Genomic DNA, 16,954 nt, shown 5'->3' on the forward strand with positions numbered 1-16,954 from the left:
TTAAGGTGAATTCATATTACCACGTTTATGAACAGGAAATCCTTGGCGATACTGGCCCTGATAACCGGCGTTGGTATCGGTATAAGGATTATTCCGTCCCTTACGAGTTACGGTTGGGGAAATGATTTTGGGATTTATTATACTATAACTCAGGACTATATCCGCTCCAGGCTGGCCGTCATTGATGTACCATCGCCATGGGGAATTTCGGGTTACGGCTCTTTTCCTGTAATGTATTGGGTAATTTCTGTTATATACTTCTTTACAGGAATAAAGTGGGTATATCTTCTTAAGTTTGTGCCTCCTGTGTTCGGAGGATTAACCGTTACGATAATATATTTCATAGCCAAGGAGATAACAAAGGATGAAAGGGTAGCTTTTCTTTCTGCGATTTTTCTCGCTGTAGATCCTGTGCAGGCCTACCAAACCTCTATTTCCTCTATTTTAGTCTTTGGCCATTTCTTCGGTTTATTGACTATACTTACGTTCTTGACCTCTTTCAGAAATACAAAGTATTTTGTTTCTGCTACAGTATTCTCAGTGTTGCTTGTAATGTCCCACCAGCTATCTACTTTTATGTATCTGCTTGAGATGCTTGGTATACTTGCATACTACAAGCTTAGCAGAGGTTCAATAGGCCTATATCATAAGATATATATAGAGGCTTTTTCATCCTTCATGTTTTTATATTGGATAATAAATGTAAAGCACACTTTAGGATTCATATCTGGTGGGAGCCTTGGCATCCCATGGTACATAACAATTTCAATTTATTTCGTTTTACTTACCTTGTTTATCAGTTTACCAAAAAAATACACTTCTTCTTTGTTATGGGCTATTAAAAAATTGAGACCGATCAATTACAAGCACACGACTAAGCTGGCCGTATTGCTATCATTTGTTATACCGCTAGCAGGAATAGTCCTTATGAGAAGGTACATCACCAACATCACGGGATATACTTTCGCAGTATTCATCCCAATCTTGTTAACTGTTTCTATAGCTTCGGTTGGTTATATAGTTGCTTGGAAAAAATATCCTGTTTTACTGGGTATGCTGGCTCTGCTTCTAGTTACAGCAATATATGCAGTGGCCACGATGAGCACTGTGCTCTTGCCTGGAAGATTCTTCGAATACATATTCGAAATACTGTCGATATACGACGCCGCAGGCCTTTATTCCTATATAGATTCAAGGAGGCCAAAGGGCATAAAGATAGAATATGTTAAAAGTAATTCGTTAGGTGCACGCCAATTATGGGATGTTTCCGTTGGTCAGCCAGGGATTGGGCCGACAGCCATAGTATATTCCAAGGTAAACTCCAGATCCTACCAAGCTACTTATTATTATGAGAAAAAAAGGTACAGCAAATCTCAGGTTATTTCGGCTATCGTACTGTTTATCGTACTGATCGGATCTGCAAGCGCGGTGTATCCATTGGGCCAAGTTGTTGTCCCATCGGGGACACAGGCAATATCCTATCAGGATGAATACGCCATAAACTGGGTGGTTGCACACGACACTGGAAACTATTCTGTTCTATCTGACCACCGCCTTGGACTTATGATAGAAGCCTATAATATTACAGATCCATTCGAGTATGCGTCATACGTCTGGAATTCCACAGACTACGCTGTTATAGTTCCTCAACTCTTAGGAGAATACAAAAATATTTCGATGCATCCAGTGGAATTCATACTTATAGACAACTACATGTATAAAGACGGGGTTTGGGGCTACAAGGGTGGTGTGAATCCAGACATTCCGCCAATTAAATTCACAAACCAAAGCTTTCTCAAGTTCGTGGCTCAACCATTCATACCTGTTTACTTCAACTTCTCTGCAAGTACAGGGGACTGGGCTATGGTAGTGGCAGTCAACTGGACATTTATATCTGAAAAGTACCACTTTGAAGTACCTGTAGGATTATTGAATTTAACCTTCAATAATTCGGTAAACGCAGTTCAGCTTTTACAAATCGTGAATCCAGCCCTAATTCCATATTACACTTCTTACTACCAGGGCTAATTTTTATTTGTTTTATTGAAGTTTCCAACCGTTTGATGAGATATAGAAAAGATCGAGGAATAACATAAGTAGGAACGCAGGAAATCCTTCGCAAATAAAATATTAGAGAGCATTTTCTAAGCAATAATAAAGATGATAGATCCGTTCAAGAAAAGTCGTTTTAGACGATGCATCTTATATGAAGAGGAAAAATGTATAGCCTATCAAATGCTCCAATAATTAAGATGCCCACGGCTTGTGGAGGTACTAAATAGCTTATTACTGGCAGAGAAAGATCAATGTGCGAACAGTACAATGCAAGGAGAGCAGATCACGAATAGATGTCTAAGCATCGATCGGGCCCAAAGCTTGAATGCGAATAGATAAAAGGGGATCCTAGATCCGGAAATAGATACGATCTTTAAAGTAGCTACACATTGAACTCATAGGCGATGCTTAAATAAGATAAGAATCATGATGTTTATATACAAAACGACTTAAAAAGGAAAGCAGAGGGATGCAGACGGAAGATAATGAAGATGCTTTTGGGCACGCGCTCCTTGATTTTTCTAGCGGACACTGCAGCTATGAAATGATAGAAACGTCAGATGGGAAGATCGATGTAACGTCTATATCCTATTACTTTAAGAATTATGATCAGTGGCCTCTTATGGAACAGAAAGCCATTGAATATGCAAAAGGTATAATTGTGGACGCGGGTGCAGGTGCTGGCCGCCATTCTCTTTATCTTCGCAAAAAGGGTTACCAAGTATTCCCTTTTGATATTTCTCCTGGTGCAGTATCGGTAATGAAAAAACGTGGGCTTGATAATGCCTCTATTATGTCGTTAGAAGAGTTCGATATGTCTTTCGATACGCTCCTTCTACTCGGAAACAATTTCGGTTTACTCCGCTCTTATAAAAAAGCGCCAATATATCTGAGAAAATTGTACGAAAAGTCTAGCGATCATGCCATGATCATAGGCGAAACAACAGATCCTGTATCAACAAGATTCGCCAGCAACGATTCTGGCCTCGAAGCAGGGGACCTTACTATAAGAGTAGTATACAAGGAATACAAAACGCCATGGTTCGAGTATATGCTTGCTTCTAAGGAAAAATTAGAAATGTTAGTTAAGGACACCGGGTGGAGGGTAAAAAAATTCATTGAAATGGATGGTGTTGATGTTTATTGCTTTTTACTTGAAAAGGAGAAATAAAGCTGTAACCAGAAACATAAAATAACCATGCCAGCATGCATGTAATAATGCTAAAGAATCTACTAAGCCATTTCATTCTTTATGAAATAGGTGATGTTTGAATGGATAGGCTCCTATTTCCGTTTTCAGCTGTTGTAGGCGAAGATGATCTGAAGGAGGCCCTGTTGATAAATGCGGTAAATCCTAGGATAGGTGGAGTCCTTATAAGGGGGCCAAAGGGCGTAGCGAAATCCACCATAGCAAGATCCCTTATCGACATTTTGCCAGAGATAGATGTTGTTAAGGATTGCCCGTTCAAATGCGACCCGGACGATTATGAAAGCATGTGCGATGAGTGTCGCATAAAATACGAAAAAGGGCAGATCGTTAGGGATAGGCGAAAGATGCCTTTCGTGGACCTTCCGGTTAGTGCAACAATTGATAGAGTTATAGGCAGTATAGATATTTCCAAGGCTGTAAATGAAGGGATTAAGGCCCTTCAGCCAGGGCTATTGGCTGACGCAAATAGGGGGATAATATATATAGACGAGGTAAATCTGCTCGATGATTCTGTCATTGATGCTATTCTTGATGCGGCAGCATCAGGAATAAACGTGGTTGAACGGGAGGGTGTGTCTATAGTCCATCCGGCAAAATTTATCTTGATAGGTACTATGAACCCAGAAGAAGGAGACTTAAGGCCTCAGTTAAGGGATAGATTTGGGCTTTCTGTGGATGCTGTTCAGCCAGATTCACCCGACGAGCTCATAACGATATCAGATAGGGTAGAGGAATACGATGCGAATCCCAGAGCTTTTGCGGAGAAGTATCGTAGGGATCAGGAAAAACTTAGAGCATCAGTTATAGAGGCAAGGCGTATTCTTCCCGAGGTCACCATATCCAATGACTTGAAGCGATATATAGCAAACGTTGTAATTAAGTTAAACGCTGGAAACAGGGCAATGATAACCGCTATTAAAGCCTCTAAAGCGATAGCTGCACTTGCCGGAAGAAAAAAAGTAAATATAGAAGATGTAGAAAGAGCTTTATATCTTACTTTAAAGCACAGAGTTCAGGACAAAAGTATGATAAAGGGCACTATTGAAAAGGAGTCAAGGTTCCTTAAAACAGCATCCTATGAGGCAGGTTCCGAATCTGGTAAGGAGAATAGCCCTTCCCCTAATGGAAACAATAGAGACAAGCCTCAACCTTCTGAAAATGAGGTATTGGAGAGAAGAGTATCCGCTTCTTTCAATGAAAGTGGATCAACTTCCGGCAGGGCGGGGGTAGCCGACATAATAAGAAACCTTGACTATAACAGGACAGGAACAGTTTTTAACGCCTACGAAACTCTCGTTAAGATGGCTCTGAACCACGACAATCGCATAAAGCCGGAGGATGTTGTAATGACCAAAGCAACATCCAGGTCTTCACTTCCAGTTATACTTGCACTTGATGCAAGCAGATCTATGGAAACCATGAAGAGAATAGCGATAGCCCGTGGCATTGCAAGGGACTTTTTGAAGTCTGCATATAGAATGAGAGTGAAAATGTCCTATCTCACGTTTTCTGGCTCAGATACAGCTGTACGAGTGGAAATGACAAGAGATATCGGAAGGATAGAAGAGGAGATTATGCACACTGTAGCAAAAGGGAAGACTCCACTCCCATCTGCGCTCAAGAAGATGTACGAAATCTCTTCAAGGTACAGAAAACGCACAGTATCTATTCTTATAACAGATGGCAGGGCAAACGTACCCATAAACAGGTCAGTTGAAGAGGATTTAAGATACTGGTCCAAGAAACTTGGCCTAAAAAGCGACCTGTTCCTAATTTCTTCTACCATGGGAAGCGAACAATTTATACCTACCTATAACAATGACATATGCAGCTATTCTCGAGGCAGGCTCATAGAGCTTAACAGCAATGGCGATTTAAGCATTCACTCTGGATACAGAAAATTTTAATGCCGTGCGCTCATTTTTATCAGAGTAATGGTTTGATACGCATAAAATTTTTAATATCTCGGTCATATCCACCGGATGTTAAAGAATAAGAGTGTTGTCTCAATCGATGATGTACAAAATGACGATCTCTTTGAAATTTTCGACCTATCCGAATCGATGCTGAAAACTATTGAGAGCAAAGGGAACGCCCCTCTTCTAACAAATAAAATAATGGCAACCCTCTTCTATGAACCAAGCACTCGAACGAGGCTTTCATTTGAGAGTGCCATGCACAGGCTTGGGGGTTCCGTAATAACGGTCTCGGACACTAAGACAAGTTCTGCGGCAAAGGGAGAAACGCTTGCGGACACAGTGAGAATGGCATCATCATATTCGGACATAATAGTGATTCGGCATCCCCTTGAAGGTGCAGCTAGACTGGCATCTAGGTTTACAAGCAAGCCCATAATTAATGCAGGAGATGGATCAGGGCAGCATCCAACTCAGACCATACTGGATCTTTTTACTATAAAGAAGGAGCTTGGATCCATAGACGGAAAAGTAATAACAATGGTCGGAGACTTGAGATATGGTCGAACTATACATTCTCTGATAATAGCCCTGAGCAGGTTCGATGTTAAGGTTAACTTAGTAAGCCCGGAGATCTTAAGGCTTCCGGAATACGTTTATTCTATGCTACCTGACAGAAATTATGTAAAGGAGTACAACGATCTTGAAGAAGTGATAGGAGAAACGGACGTGCTGTACGTTACTAGAATACAGAAGGAAAGATTCAGTGACCAGAATGAATATCAGAGTGTTATCGGTTCTTATTCCATAAATTCTGAAACTGTGGAAAAGATGAAGAAAAAGAGCGTCATAATGCATCCACTTCCACGTGTTGATGAGATCTCTCCAGATGTGGATAATATGCCACAAGCAGCTTATTTTAGGCAGGCCTATTACGGAGTACCGGTAAGGATGGCTTTAATATACAAGATTCTGGGTGATTAAAATGGAGGAAAAGACTCTAAAGATATCAAAGATTAAGGATGGAACTGTTATCGATCACATACCTTCTGGCAAAGCACTTAGAGTGCTTTCGATATTAGGAATAAGGGACGACGTTGATTATACAGTCAGTGTTGGAATGCATGTACCAAGCAGCAAGATGGAGTATAAGGATGTTATAAAGATAGAAAACAGATCGCTCGATAAAAATGAGCTGGATATGATATCTCTTACTGCGCCTAATGCCACCATAAGCATAATAAAAAATTATGAGATAAGCGAAAAATTTAAGGTTGAATTACCGCCGAAGCTAATAGGAATAATCAAGTGCAAGAATCAGAACTGCATAACAAATACACGGGAGCCTGTAAAGCCAGAGTTCGAAATAGTATCGCGCCATCCGTTGGTGCTGAGATGTGTTTATTGTCAAAGAACAATGAATGAAAGGGACGTGTTCGAGTAAACCATCCGTTGAATGGAAGAGCCCAAGATCCAGCAGAATAAAACTAAGTATCAGTTTCAGATCGTGATGTACGTCTGGCCTATCAAATAAACAATTATCCTATTTTTGTTAGTTATTTTGCATATATCTGTATTATTTATTCTCTGCATTGCAGATAAAATAATCGATCTTTTTTAGAAGCTCTAAAAAGTCTGAGTTTCCTGTAATATCGGGCATAATACCGTGAGACATAAGGGTATTGGTGGTTGTCACTCCTATGGAGAATACCATTTTTTTGTCTTCTTTTAAAAATGGTATTACTATTTCTGCCTCCATTGATGAGGTAATTATCACACCAAGGCAGTTCTGGTCTTTGTAATGCTTTTCGAAATCTTTTGTGTCTGGTACTGCATCATAGATCCTGAACTCTAAGAAATCGATCCCCTCTTCTTTTAGCTTCTCAGTAAGGACTTCGTTTGCCTTCTTGCTTCTTAAAATAAGAATTTTCTTGTCTTTGCACTTACTTATTATTAAGTTCGCAAGCCCTTCGGAGTCCATATTTTCAGGGTATAAGCATTTGTGTCCATAGGCCTGCACCCTCTCGCACGTCGCCTTGCCGATACCCAAAATAGTAAAGCCTTTCATATTGACTCTTGAAAAGAAAAGATCAACTCCAAAGGTGCTTGTGAATACTATACAGTCCGCAGCGCTCTCTTTAAGTATCTTTTCTATATTGATATCCAATGGCATGAGTCTTGTTACTGGTATATTTATCAGGTCAAAGCACGGTGAATCAAACTTTACGAATTTCTCAGCGGGCCTTAGCGAAATTATGAATTTACGTAAAGTCATTACTCTTCACTCGCAATATATCCGTATTCTCTTGGGATATTCTCCCTTATGTAAGAAACTAAAGAATCTACATCTGATAAATCGTTTAAGTATTGTTCAAAGACCGAGACATCGTCTCCCTGCATCGAGAAAAACTGTGCGATAATTTTATGGCCTTTGCCTGAAGGCCTGCTAAGTATTCCAACTGGTGTTGAGCATCCAAGTTTTAGCTGTTGAACTACGCTCCTCTCTATTTGCATCTCTTCAAATGTATTTTCGTCGTTTATTTCTTCCAGAATTTTTCTAACTGTTCCCTCTTTTTTTGAAACAACTGCTATTATTCCTTGATTTGGAGCAGGAACAAATTTATTCTCATCCAGCTTAGAATATTCCACGTTAAGGCCAAGCCTTTGTATAGCAGCTTCTGCCATAACTATTGCATCAAGGCCGAGTTCAGACATCTTGGCTATTCTTGTTTCAATATTTCCTCTTATGTTTTCGAACTTAAGGTCCTGCCTTGCGTATTTTAATTGAAAGATTCTTCTTATGCTTGATGTGCCTACTTTTGCAGAAATAGGAAGTGATCTTAAATCGTACTTTGAAACAAGGGCATCATTGAATGATCCTCTCTTCAAGGTTGCGGCTATTGTAAGTCTGTTTTCTATTTCCGATGGTATGTCCTTGGCGCTATGTACGGCTACATCAATTTCTCCTCTGAGTATCATATTGTTTAGATCCTGGACAAATACTCCTGTCTTTCCGATGGAATAGATGGGGTTTTTAGTATCAATATCTCCGGCTGACCTATGCTTTACTATCTCTGTATCTATTCCTATTGCTTCCAACGAAGAAGCGACCATATTTGCCTGTGCAACAGCCAAGTTGCTTGGCCTTGTGCCAATCTTAATCTTCATTAATCCATCTCCGCCACTGCCTTTTCAAAGGCTGCTAGAGTGGCATCTATGTCGGAATCAGAATGGGCAAAGCTCACAAAATTAGTTTCATATTGCGATGGAGGCAGGTAAACCCCGTTTTTCGATAAAGCCTTGAACAGTTTGAAATACACCTCTTTTCGTGCTTTTAAGGCATCATCATAGTTGTTTACATGATCGGCAAAGAATACCTGAAACATAGTGCCGTAATATTTAATTGTATGTGTTATGTGTTTTCTATCCAATATATCGTCTATACCAGACACTAGTTTTTGGGTCCTTTTTTTTAGGATCGAGTAATCCTGTTTCGATAGCTTTTCCATGGCTGCGTATCCTGCAGCCATGGACATAGGATTCCCCGAAAACGTCCCCGCCTCATAGACATTGCCGGATGGAGAAATATTCTTCATTATTTCTTCGGATCCACCAAACAAGCCTATTGGCAAGCCTCCGCCTATGATCTTCCCCATCGTTGTGATGTCTGGATCTATCCTCATAATATCCTGAAATGGCGAAAACGCAAATCTATAGCCTGTAATAACCTCATCAAAAATCAATAACGATCCGTGTTTCTGCGTTATGTCTCTCAAAAACTCTAGGAACCCCTGTTTTGGTAATATAACACCTGCATTTCCCATTATGGGTTCAGTTATAACAGCTGCTATCTTATCCCCATATTTTTGGAAGATCTCCTTGATATTATTCTCGTCATTATATTTGCCAACAATCACCGTTTGAGCCACTTCGTCGGGTATTCCCGGGGATGAAGGTGATCCGAACGTAAGCGTACCGCTTCCAGATTTTATTAGTGAATAGTCGTGCGCACCATGAAATCCCCCTTCCATCTTTACTATTAATTTTCTTCCAGTGATTGCCCTTGCAAGTCTTATGGCGTGCATTGTAGCCTCTGTACCAGAATTCGTAAACCTCATCATTTCTATGTTCTTCGAAGTCTCTTTAATCATTTCGGCTAGCTTAATTTCGTTCTCACTTGGTTCTCCGAAAAGTAATCCCTTTTCTGCCTGTTCGATTACGGCTCTCGTGACATCTGGATCAGAGTGACCAAGTATAAGCGGGCCATAGCCAAGGCAGTAATCAATATACTTGTTTCCGTCAACGTCCAGGATAGTTGATCCTTTTCCCTCCTTGACGTAGAACGGGTAATCTTTAAAGTACCTAACAGGTGAGTTCACTCCCATAGGAAACAGCTTAGCTGCGAGTTCAAACAGTTCTTTTGATGACATAATATGACCCCAAGCGGTGTACAGAAGATATTCGCAGGTTTTCCAACCTACGAGTATACCACCTCAACCGCCGATAGAAAATCGATGAACAGTATAAAACGTTTTGATCCAAACTGAAAGACCGAAGTGCAATGATCATTCTATAAAAAGGGAGAAAAATTTAAGGTGCAAATAATACAAGGAGAGGTGAACAGTTGGTATTGAATGATAACCAAATACAAAAAATGGTAGAACAAGGGTTCCTAATCTCTGAAAACTTTTCTGATGCATGCCTAACGCCTAATGGCTACGATGTTAGAGTAGAATCTATACTTGCAGACGAGAAGGAAGTTGATGAAACTATTGTTGGGACGATGAAACATTTTCTTGTGTCAACCTTGGAAGTATTGAGGCTTCCCGAGAATGTCATCGCCAATATTTGGATTCGTTCAAGTTACGCCAGGCGTGGAGTAATAGGCTCTTTTGGCACAATAGACGCCGGCTATCATGGCAGCCTTACATTATCATTTTTTAATGCTGGGCCCGATCTACACATATCCCGTGGAGACAGGATAGCACAGGTGATATTTCTCGAAATGAAAGAAAAGTCATCAATGAGCTACGAAATGAGATCTGGGCATTACCAACATTCCAGAGGAGTCGTTAAGGGCGAAGATAAGGATATTTAATATAGTGATAAGCATAGAAGTTGATTGCTAATGTTGGACTTTATGTCCGCGCGGTGATGAATTGGCTCAATGTATTTATAATATATATCTTGTCTAATTTTGAATAGTTAAAGATTTTAACCATATTATGATCGCTCTGTTATGGAAACTAAAAAACCGTCTGAATCTGAAACATTCGTTGAAAGGATGGTACTACCTGAGGATATGGATATTTATGAATACCTGTATGGTGGCAGATTAATGGAATGGATAGACAACTGCGCATCCATAGTAGCTACGAAACACTGCAGAAAAAGAACTGTAACCGGGAGCATCGATTCCTTGTTCTTCCTTCTGCCTATACACTTAGGCGACATGGTACTGCTGCATGGCTATATAAATTATACCACTAAATCTACTATGGAGATAGAAATAGATGTAATAAAACAAGAGGGCCTTACAGGGATAAGGAGATACGCAACAAAGGCTTACCTAACATATGTAGCTATTGATGCGGATGGTCGTCCAACGGAGATACCACAAATTGAGCCGGAAACCGATGATGAAAAGAGGAGATATGCAGAAGCAGAGAAAAGAGCCGAAGAGAGAAGAAAAAGGCTCGAGACAATTAAGCAACAGATCCTTAACTCACCACTATAATTTTATATATTTCTTGCATATGTTCTAATTATGGTATCTATTCCAAGAATACCAATTACGTACATAGCTTCATATGGTACAAGTATCTCGTCAATATTATCGCGATTAGATACTATTGTGCTGTCGGTTTCTGCGGTAATTATATCTATACTCTGGATCCCAGTTGCACTTGAATTTTTTAGTTCAGATGAGAGTAAGCGTATTTCTGCAAGGACAAGATTAAAAAACGCCGCTATAGGTACATTCATATACATAATGGCGGTAAGCGGAATATTATATGCCTTAGTGAAATATATAATTACAGGATCTTAGAGAAATAAACCGAGGGCTTAAAGTTGAATCCCTTTCTCTCTGCGATACTCAGCATTGTAAATGCTATCGTCATCCTCTATACAGCTACCCTATCTCCGCTTTGGTACTATATAGTCTATTATGGGCTTAACCCAAAGTTCTCATATTCAATTATTTTGAAACCTCCTGGTTCATTCTACACTTTTTATAATTTTATTTCCATAAACTTTTATACAGAAACGCTGACCATAGCTTCACTGATCTTCATCATTGCTATTTCCGCTATGATGATAATCTACGGTGTGAATCTTCTAAGAAGGGCTTTGCTAGCTTTATTGTCTATATCGCTTTACTTTGTCGCAGTTAGGGCCATGCTCGCTTTAGTATTGCTCTCGTATAGTATATATCTACCATTCTGGCATTTTGGCGGTATAAACTGGTTTTCATTTCTAAACGTTAATGGTTTCCATATGGATCAGGGTTCTGGAAATGCTTCTGGCGTCTTGAATTTTATATTTTTATCCACCTATTTCTGGGCCCTCCTTGCATTATTGTCGATGTTAGTTTTCAGAGAAGCTGCAATGCTTTTGTTGGTCATCGTGATTCCGCTTTTCGTGGGTCTTTCCTTTCTCGACACTTTTAGAAAGGTCGCAATACGTCTTATTTCTCTCTTCGTAGAGCTCTCCTTTTTACCTGTATATGTACTCATCGATCTTTATTTGGCGCATGTATTCAGCTTCGACTTTATTCTTGAACTAGGAATAATTGCTATATCACCCGCTATACCCAGTATCCTCTTTGCAGAATCTGTGCTTTTGGGTTTCCCATTGAAAATCTTAGATCCAATGAAAATTTACGGATTGGCTTCTCTTCCGCTCGAGAAGATGGCTAAGAATGTTGATAGGTTAGATTGGTCTGAGCATATGCGATCTGAATTCGACTACAGGAGAGAAGATTGAAAGCAGAGTATATGCATACAGATAATAACAATTCGAGGAAAACATCGGATAATAGATATGATAACGTTAGTGTACCTCGAAATGTACTATTATATGTACCACGTGTTTATGGAATTCCATCGGAATTTCTCCTGGTACTCGCTTTTTCGTCCTTTATTTTTCTTGTTCTATTTTATTTAATAGGTCTCTATTCACTTCTTTCGTTTCTAATACCCGTGGTAGTCGAAATAAATAGGAAACCGTCCAATAGGGTAAAGCAATACTTGACAAAATATACAGAAAAAATTTTGCAACGCCTTAGAAAAAGTAGCAAAACATCAGTTTCTCGCAACGGAAAATATGTAATAGTAAAAAACGGCAGCGCCAAAGGTATAATTATAAAGATAAGTACAGAATACGATAATGGAGAAGCCTCATTTAATAAGTTGTCTAAAGAAATTGCAAGTCTATTCAAAGGCATAGAGGCAAGCTTAACGTTTTATGCGATTCCAGAGAAAGTTGATGTTCGTATACCCTGTTATAATAAAGATGGCCTATTTGGAGATTTCATTTATTATAGGATGTTTCTCGTTCTGTGGAAGCGGTTTGTAAACGAGGAGCTTCTGTTTGACATTATAAATAAATCTCAGCATCGATCTTCGTCCATCAAATTAGATGCAAATTTATCAAGCGAAGAATTTGGCCTCCTAAAAGACTTGTTTGATAAAAACTACACTAGGATGGGTTCTTACTATAGCTCCAAGAAGCCATTTACTATTTTCAAAGTCATGGATGCCAACAAGACAATGTTTCCAGGTTATTGTGAAGCAATAGAACTTTCTAAAACAAATTGCGTAGTTAAATTCTCAATGATAAAAGCCCCCTCAAACTATACGGGCATAATATCGAGAAAGTTGGCAGACATTCAATACGAGATCAAGGAAAGGGAAAAGAGAGGAGAAAAACCCGAATATCTCCAAAATTTAGTCGAATCTGCTTCAAGAATAATTGAGAAAGGAAGATCCCCTGGTAATTACATAGTACTTACGGATCTATCCTTTTTAGTATACTCAAACAATTCGATGAACCTTCCAAGAGATGCCAATTTATTTAACGATTATATAAGAATGGCTGGGCTAGCAGTTAGAAATGAAACATCATACAAAGTATTATCGGCAAAACATTTTCTTGATTTTTCTAATTTAGGAAAAGCGTATCCAATGGACCTTCTCTCAGCTGCAAGCATGACCCCCATTTATTTCTCTAAAGAGGAGACGAAAGGCATTTTTATTGGTTTCAACGAGGCAAACGGTAAACCTTTCTTTTTTGACCCATTCTCAGCGCCATCATATAATATAATTGTAACTGGCGAAACTGGATCCGGAAAATCTTATTTTTCTAGAATACTTGCAATATCGTTTGTTGAAGATATGGATAGATCTGTAGTTATTTTAGACCCGCTGGATGAATACAGCTGTGATTGTTTTAATGCGAGTTGCAGTGTGTTGGATCTTCGGAAGTCTATCTTTTTAGATGCTTTAAAGACGGGCGGAAACTATGAAGAAGGAAAGAGCTCTCGTACTAAAGTTGTTATAATAAAGTTCGAAGGTAGAGATAAAAATAAACTCAGCAGCATAATGGATTATATACAGGCATACTTTCGTTCAGTGGACGGATTAAAGATGGTGCTTATAGAAGAAGCTAGCATCTTATCAAAAGATCGAGAAATCGGCTTATTGCTGGAAAATCTCACGAGGCAATCCAGGCACTTTAACACTTCTGTAGTTATAGTTTCCCAGAGCATAAACGATGTAAAAGAAAGATACGCTATATTTGAAAATAGCGTTCACAGCTTTATGTTTAGGACAAAGATAAAGCCCACTGCGAATACTGTCTTGTCTTCTGAAGATTATGATCTTTCCAAATTGGCTGGTGGCAAAGGTATGTCTTATTCAGAGTGCATCTACGTTTTTGGTGGGGCTTCTAAGAAGATATTGGTACCGAAAAGAGAACATCAACTTTATTAGTTCACAAAGCCCATATAAATAAGTTCGTTTGTCAGCTCTCCTGTTTTGTTGGTTTTCGTAAGAAATTCAGGACGCAGTTGATTCTTCATCCTTTACTGTTGTTAGCATTATACCAAGTATACCAAAAACTACAAGCACTATTGTGAACGAGTAAAGACCTATGTCGAACCAAGTGTCATACATAATCGACCAGCCTAAATAAAAGGCTACTCCTATAAAAAGCATTGCAAAACCAAGTACACGAATGAAATTTGGCATTAAGTTTCAAATCATAATCATAAATATATAGTTAAGCATCTCATTGTCCATTTTATTGACAATGTGCCATAAACCCCTATATTAGATCAGAAATTTTTCATTCGGGTATTTTTTCTATACTTATGTGGTTTCCATGTGGTATTTCGCCGTGTTAATCGAATTAAAGTTTAAATCATGTACAATGTTATTAAAGCAGAAGTTAAGGTGATCCCTTGGTTGTAATAGGATTAGATGTTGGATATGGAGACACTAAAGTAATTGGTATTGATGGAAAAAGAATAATATTCCCATCAAGGTGGGCAGTAACAGAAACTGAAAGCTGGGGAATAGGTGGCAAGATACCTGTACTGAGCACAGATGGTGGTCAAACCAAATTTATATACGGCAGGTATGCAAGTGGAAATAACATAAGAGTTCCGCAGGGAGATGGGCGATTAGCCAGTAAAGAGGCTTTTCCGCTCATAGCAGCTGCACTATGGGAATCAGGAATACACAACGACGGTAGTCCTGTTGACCTAGTGATAGGGAGCGGTACTCCGCTTGGTACCTTCGATCTTGAAGTTAAGGCAGCTAAGGAAGCTTTAGAGAATAAGATCCTAACAGTGACAGGTCCAGAGGGTGAAGTAAGGCAATACAACGTAACCAGATTGATAATGAGACCTCAGGGAGTTGGAGCTGCCCTTTACCTGTTAAACCAGGGAATAATAGAACAGCAGCCTGGATATGGTGTAGTGATCGATGTAGGTTCTAGGACAACAGATGTGCTCACCATAAACCTGATGGATATGGAACCAGTAGTAGAACTTTCGTTCAGCCTGCAGATAGGTGTAGGTGATGCTATATCTAACTTGTCAAGGAAAATTGCAAAGGAGACTGGCTTCGTTGTGCCGTTTGATCTAGCTCAGGAGGCCCTAAGCAAGCCGGTTATGTTCAGGCAGAAACAAGTTGGAGGCCCGGAAGTGGCAGGTCCAATTTTGGAGGATTTGGCTAACAGGATAATCGAGAACATAAGGTTGAACCTCCGGGGCGAAGTTGATAGGATAACATCTTTGATTCCTGTTGGAGGAGGTGCCAATCTTATAGGAGACAGGTTCGATGAGATAGCTCCTGGAACGACAGTAAGAATAAAGCCCGAAGACCTTCAGTTTGCCAATGCATTGGGATACAGAGATGCTGCCGAAAGATCGATGTAAGATAATGTATGACCGTAAGAATAGTACTGGATCTCTCCGATGATGAGAAAAGGATTATAGATCTTATTAGGGTACAGGGTGAAACATACGTAGACACAATAAAAAGAATAATAAATAATTATTTTGAATATCAACTGGTTAAGGAAGCTGTTGATAAATTATATGATAAATTAGGTGTGAACGAAAAAGAAAACAGAAAAAATGATGGGGATGAAAAACAAGTTTCTAAGGAAAAGGCTCAGGTGAAGATTCCAGTAAAGACCGGAAATCCGGTTGATGCTGATAAACTCGCAGAATTCAAGAAAAATTTAGAAAGCAGATGGCGTTAAAATCATACGCTAGAATACAGGTTAATAGACAATTATCTTCATTATTGTAGTTTAATGTCATATTTAATTCGGCTTTATAATTAACAATTTAAATAAGTATAAGATTCATTTTATCGTTTTTTAATAATTTCTGAAATCTTTTGCAGCCCAGCCGATTAGGCAGAATACGCATACTCCTTAGCTCAACCCAGTCAGTTATGTATAATGTAGATTAAGGTACGCTCTTTGAAATTCCCTTTTAAATCGTTTTGCTAAGGAATATCTTAAGCTCTGATATGCTGCAGTCGGGTGTTAATGTAAAAAACTAAGAAACACACAGAAACGATGATTAAACTATACTGCAGAATAACCTGTTGCAAGTACGTGAACTTTCGACTATGCTTTCAACGTAGTACGTCTGATCCATCATGAAAATTAGAAAACTCCTAGATATTAGTGTAGTGTTTTTTCGAAATACCAGTCGTAACAACAAAAGTTCTAAAAGTATTATAGCTAAGGAATCAAGCTGTAAAGAACTATTCTTAACTTTTGCATACCTTAATTAAGTTTAATAACTAGATTGTAATTAGGTCGATTAGTCATAAATATGTCTATAAAATCACATATGTGATTAAAATAAGAGAAAGATGCAGAATATTGGTGAGGTGGAAACATGGCAAAGATGTTGGTAATGGTAATAACTGGAAAGGAAAATATAAACACAGAGATGGTTGCATTCAATTTTGCAATTAACTCTGTTCAAAATGCGAAAGCCACAGTTGAGATGTTATTTCTCGGACGCGGTGTCGAAGCTATACTAAAGAATCAGAATAACTCTGATACATTTCTAGCTCAGATAAACAAGGCCAGGAGCCTTGGTATAAGGCTGACTGTTTGCAGTGTCAGTATGAAATCCCTTGGAATTGAAGATTCAATGATATTCGAAAACATAGAAAAGGTAATGGGTGGAGTCGAAACAAATGCGAAAATAGAAGAGGGCTATTCCGTCATTACCTTTTAG

17 protein-coding genes are annotated in these 16,954 nt (G+C 39.0%); 12 read left to right on the forward strand and 5 right to left on the reverse strand.

The window, feature by feature from the left end; translation table 11 throughout:
• Window positions 1-27: 27 nt before the first annotated feature.
• The 5 genes from TVG_RS03300 to pyrI all read left to right on the forward strand — a co-directional run bounded on the left by TVG_RS03300 (window position 28) and on the right by pyrI (window position 6,625).
• Window positions 28-2,028 (forward strand): hypothetical protein, encoded by a 2,001-nt coding sequence (locus TVG_RS03300; RefSeq protein WP_010916886.1) that lies wholly within the window; start codon window positions 28-30, stop codon window positions 2,026-2,028.
• Between the two features lie 496 nt (window positions 2,029-2,524).
• Window positions 2,525-3,226 (forward strand): class I SAM-dependent methyltransferase, encoded by a 702-nt coding sequence (locus tag TVG_RS03305; RefSeq protein ID WP_010916887.1) that lies wholly within the window; start codon window positions 2,525-2,527, stop codon window positions 3,224-3,226.
• A 101-nt stretch (window positions 3,227-3,327) separates the two neighbouring features.
• Window positions 3,328-5,172 (forward strand): ATP-binding protein, encoded by a 1,845-nt coding sequence (locus TVG_RS03310; protein WP_010916888.1) that lies wholly within the window; start codon window positions 3,328-3,330, stop codon window positions 5,170-5,172.
• A gap of 75 nt (window positions 5,173-5,247) precedes the next feature.
• Window positions 5,248-6,165 carry an aspartate carbamoyltransferase gene (gene pyrB / locus TVG_RS03315; protein WP_010916889.1) on the forward strand — a complete coding sequence of 306 codons (918 nt, stop codon included), beginning with the start codon at window positions 5,248-5,250 and terminating at the stop codon, window positions 6,163-6,165.
• A gap of 1 nt (window position 6,166) precedes the next feature.
• A complete protein-coding gene (gene pyrI / locus TVG_RS03320) occupies window positions 6,167-6,625 on the forward strand; it encodes an aspartate carbamoyltransferase regulatory subunit (protein ID WP_010916890.1) in 459 nt (152 codons plus the stop codon).
• Window positions 6,626-6,757: 132 nt separating this feature from the next.
• On the opposite strand, the gene TVG_RS03325 is transcribed toward pyrI, so the two are convergent.
• From TVG_RS03325 to hemL, 3 genes are read right to left on the reverse strand one after another with little or no spacing between them, the layout of a single operon-like run.
• Complete coding sequence (locus TVG_RS03325) at window positions 6,758-7,456, reverse strand: uroporphyrinogen-III synthase (protein WP_010916891.1); 699 nt, start codon at window positions 7,454-7,456, stop codon at window positions 6,758-6,760.
• Window positions 7,456-8,349 carry a hydroxymethylbilane synthase gene (gene hemC / locus TVG_RS03330; RefSeq protein ID WP_010916892.1) on the reverse strand — a complete coding sequence of 298 codons (894 nt, stop codon included), beginning with the start codon at window positions 8,347-8,349 and terminating at the stop codon, window positions 7,456-7,458. The genes TVG_RS03325 and hemC overlap by 1 nt, the downstream gene beginning before the upstream one ends.
• On the reverse strand, window positions 8,349-9,611 hold the full coding sequence (gene hemL, locus TVG_RS03335) for a glutamate-1-semialdehyde 2,1-aminomutase (RefSeq protein WP_010916893.1): 1,263 nt from the start codon (window positions 9,609-9,611) through the stop codon (window positions 8,349-8,351). The genes hemC and hemL overlap by 1 nt, the downstream gene beginning before the upstream one ends.
• 194 nt (window positions 9,612-9,805) lie before the next feature.
• On the opposite strand from hemL, the gene dcd reads away from it, so the two are divergent.
• Together dcd and TVG_RS03345 are read left to right on the forward strand one after the other, a co-directional pair.
• Window positions 9,806-10,279 (forward strand): dCTP deaminase, encoded by a 474-nt coding sequence (dcd, locus tag TVG_RS03340; RefSeq protein ID WP_010916894.1) that lies wholly within the window; start codon window positions 9,806-9,808, stop codon window positions 10,277-10,279.
• Window positions 10,280-10,420: 141 nt separating this feature from the next.
• The gene (locus TVG_RS03345; protein WP_010916895.1) at window positions 10,421-10,918 is read left to right on the forward strand and encodes an acyl-CoA thioesterase; all 498 of its coding nucleotides are present in this window, start codon (window positions 10,421-10,423) and stop codon (window positions 10,916-10,918) included.
• A 2-nt stretch (window positions 10,919-10,920) separates the two neighbouring features.
• On the opposite strand, the gene TVG_RS08460 is transcribed toward TVG_RS03345, so the two are convergent.
• Window positions 10,921-11,172 (reverse strand): hypothetical protein, encoded by a 252-nt coding sequence (locus TVG_RS08460; protein ID WP_156769060.1) that lies wholly within the window; start codon window positions 11,170-11,172, stop codon window positions 10,921-10,923.
• An 81-nt stretch (window positions 11,173-11,253) separates the two neighbouring features.
• Between TVG_RS08460 and TVG_RS03355 the strand changes: the two genes are divergently transcribed.
• Together TVG_RS03355 and TVG_RS03360 are read left to right on the forward strand one after the other, a co-directional pair.
• Window positions 11,254-12,168, forward strand: coding sequence for a hypothetical protein (locus TVG_RS03355; protein ID WP_010916896.1), 915 nt, complete (start codon window positions 11,254-11,256; stop codon window positions 12,166-12,168).
• Entirely contained in the window at window positions 12,165-14,174 is a 2,010-nt protein-coding gene (locus tag TVG_RS03360) for an ATP-binding protein (protein ID WP_048053946.1), read from the forward strand. Before TVG_RS03355 ends, TVG_RS03360 begins: the two co-directional genes overlap by 4 nt.
• 66 nt (window positions 14,175-14,240) lie before the next feature.
• Here TVG_RS03360 and TVG_RS03365 read toward each other — a convergent pair whose 3' ends face one another.
• Window positions 14,241-14,432, reverse strand: a complete 192-nt coding sequence (locus TVG_RS03365) for a hypothetical protein (protein WP_010916898.1) — start codon at window positions 14,430-14,432, stop codon at window positions 14,241-14,243.
• Window positions 14,433-14,644: 212 nt separating this feature from the next.
• Here TVG_RS03365 and TVG_RS03370 point away from each other — a divergent pair, with 212 nt between their 5' ends.
• The 3 genes from TVG_RS03370 (at window position 14,645) to TVG_RS03380 (ending at window position 16,954) form a co-directional block, all read left to right on the forward strand.
• Window positions 14,645-15,625, forward strand: a complete 981-nt coding sequence (locus tag TVG_RS03370; RefSeq protein WP_010916899.1) for an actin-like protein — start codon at window positions 14,645-14,647, stop codon at window positions 15,623-15,625.
• A gap of 8 nt (window positions 15,626-15,633) precedes the next feature.
• Window positions 15,634-15,954: a hypothetical protein gene (locus TVG_RS03375; RefSeq protein ID WP_010916900.1), complete on the forward strand. Its 321-nt coding sequence runs from the start codon at window positions 15,634-15,636 to the stop codon at window positions 15,952-15,954.
• 652 nt (window positions 15,955-16,606) lie between these two features.
• The gene (locus TVG_RS03380) at window positions 16,607-16,954 is read left to right on the forward strand and encodes a DsrE family protein (protein WP_010916901.1); all 348 of its coding nucleotides are present in this window, start codon (window positions 16,607-16,609) and stop codon (window positions 16,952-16,954) included.

The sequence above is a fragment of the Thermoplasma volcanium GSS1 genome (genome assembly GCF_000011185.1).
Lineage (GTDB): Archaea > Thermoplasmatota > Thermoplasmata > Thermoplasmatales > Thermoplasmataceae > Thermoplasma > Thermoplasma volcanium.

Bases quoted from the DNA above. Each gene is read 5' to 3' on its own strand.
- TVG_RS03300 (WP_010916886.1), top strand. From the start codon at position 28: ATGAACAGGAAATCCTTGGCGATACTGGCCCTGATAACCGGCGTTGGT.
- TVG_RS03305 (WP_010916887.1), top strand. From the start codon at position 2,525: ATGCAGACGGAAGATAATGAAGATGCTTTTGGGCACGCGCTCCTTGAT.
- TVG_RS03310 (WP_010916888.1), top strand. From the start codon at position 3,328: ATGGATAGGCTCCTATTTCCGTTTTCAGCTGTTGTAGGCGAAGATGAT.
- pyrB (WP_010916889.1), top strand. From the start codon at position 5,248: ATGTTAAAGAATAAGAGTGTTGTCTCAATCGATGATGTACAAAATGAC.
- pyrI (WP_010916890.1), top strand. From the start codon at position 6,167: ATGGAGGAAAAGACTCTAAAGATATCAAAGATTAAGGATGGAACTGTT.
- TVG_RS03325 (WP_010916891.1), bottom strand. From the start codon at position 7,456: ATGACTTTACGTAAATTCATAATTTCGCTAAGGCCCGCTGAGAAATTC.
- hemC (WP_010916892.1), bottom strand. From the start codon at position 8,349: ATGAAGATTAAGATTGGCACAAGGCCAAGCAACTTGGCTGTTGCACAG.
- hemL (WP_010916893.1), bottom strand. From the start codon at position 9,611: ATGTCATCAAAAGAACTGTTTGAACTCGCAGCTAAGCTGTTTCCTATG.
- TVG_RS03345 (WP_010916895.1), top strand. From the start codon at position 10,421: ATGGAAACTAAAAAACCGTCTGAATCTGAAACATTCGTTGAAAGGATG.
- TVG_RS08460 (WP_156769060.1), bottom strand. From the start codon at position 11,172: ATGTATATGAATGTACCTATAGCGGCGTTTTTTAATCTTGTCCTTGCA.
- TVG_RS03365 (WP_010916898.1), bottom strand. From the start codon at position 14,432: ATGCCAAATTTCATTCGTGTACTTGGTTTTGCAATGCTTTTTATAGGA.
- TVG_RS03375 (WP_010916900.1), top strand. From the start codon at position 15,634: ATGACCGTAAGAATAGTACTGGATCTCTCCGATGATGAGAAAAGGATT.
- TVG_RS03380 (WP_010916901.1), top strand. From the start codon at position 16,607: ATGGCAAAGATGTTGGTAATGGTAATAACTGGAAAGGAAAATATAAAC.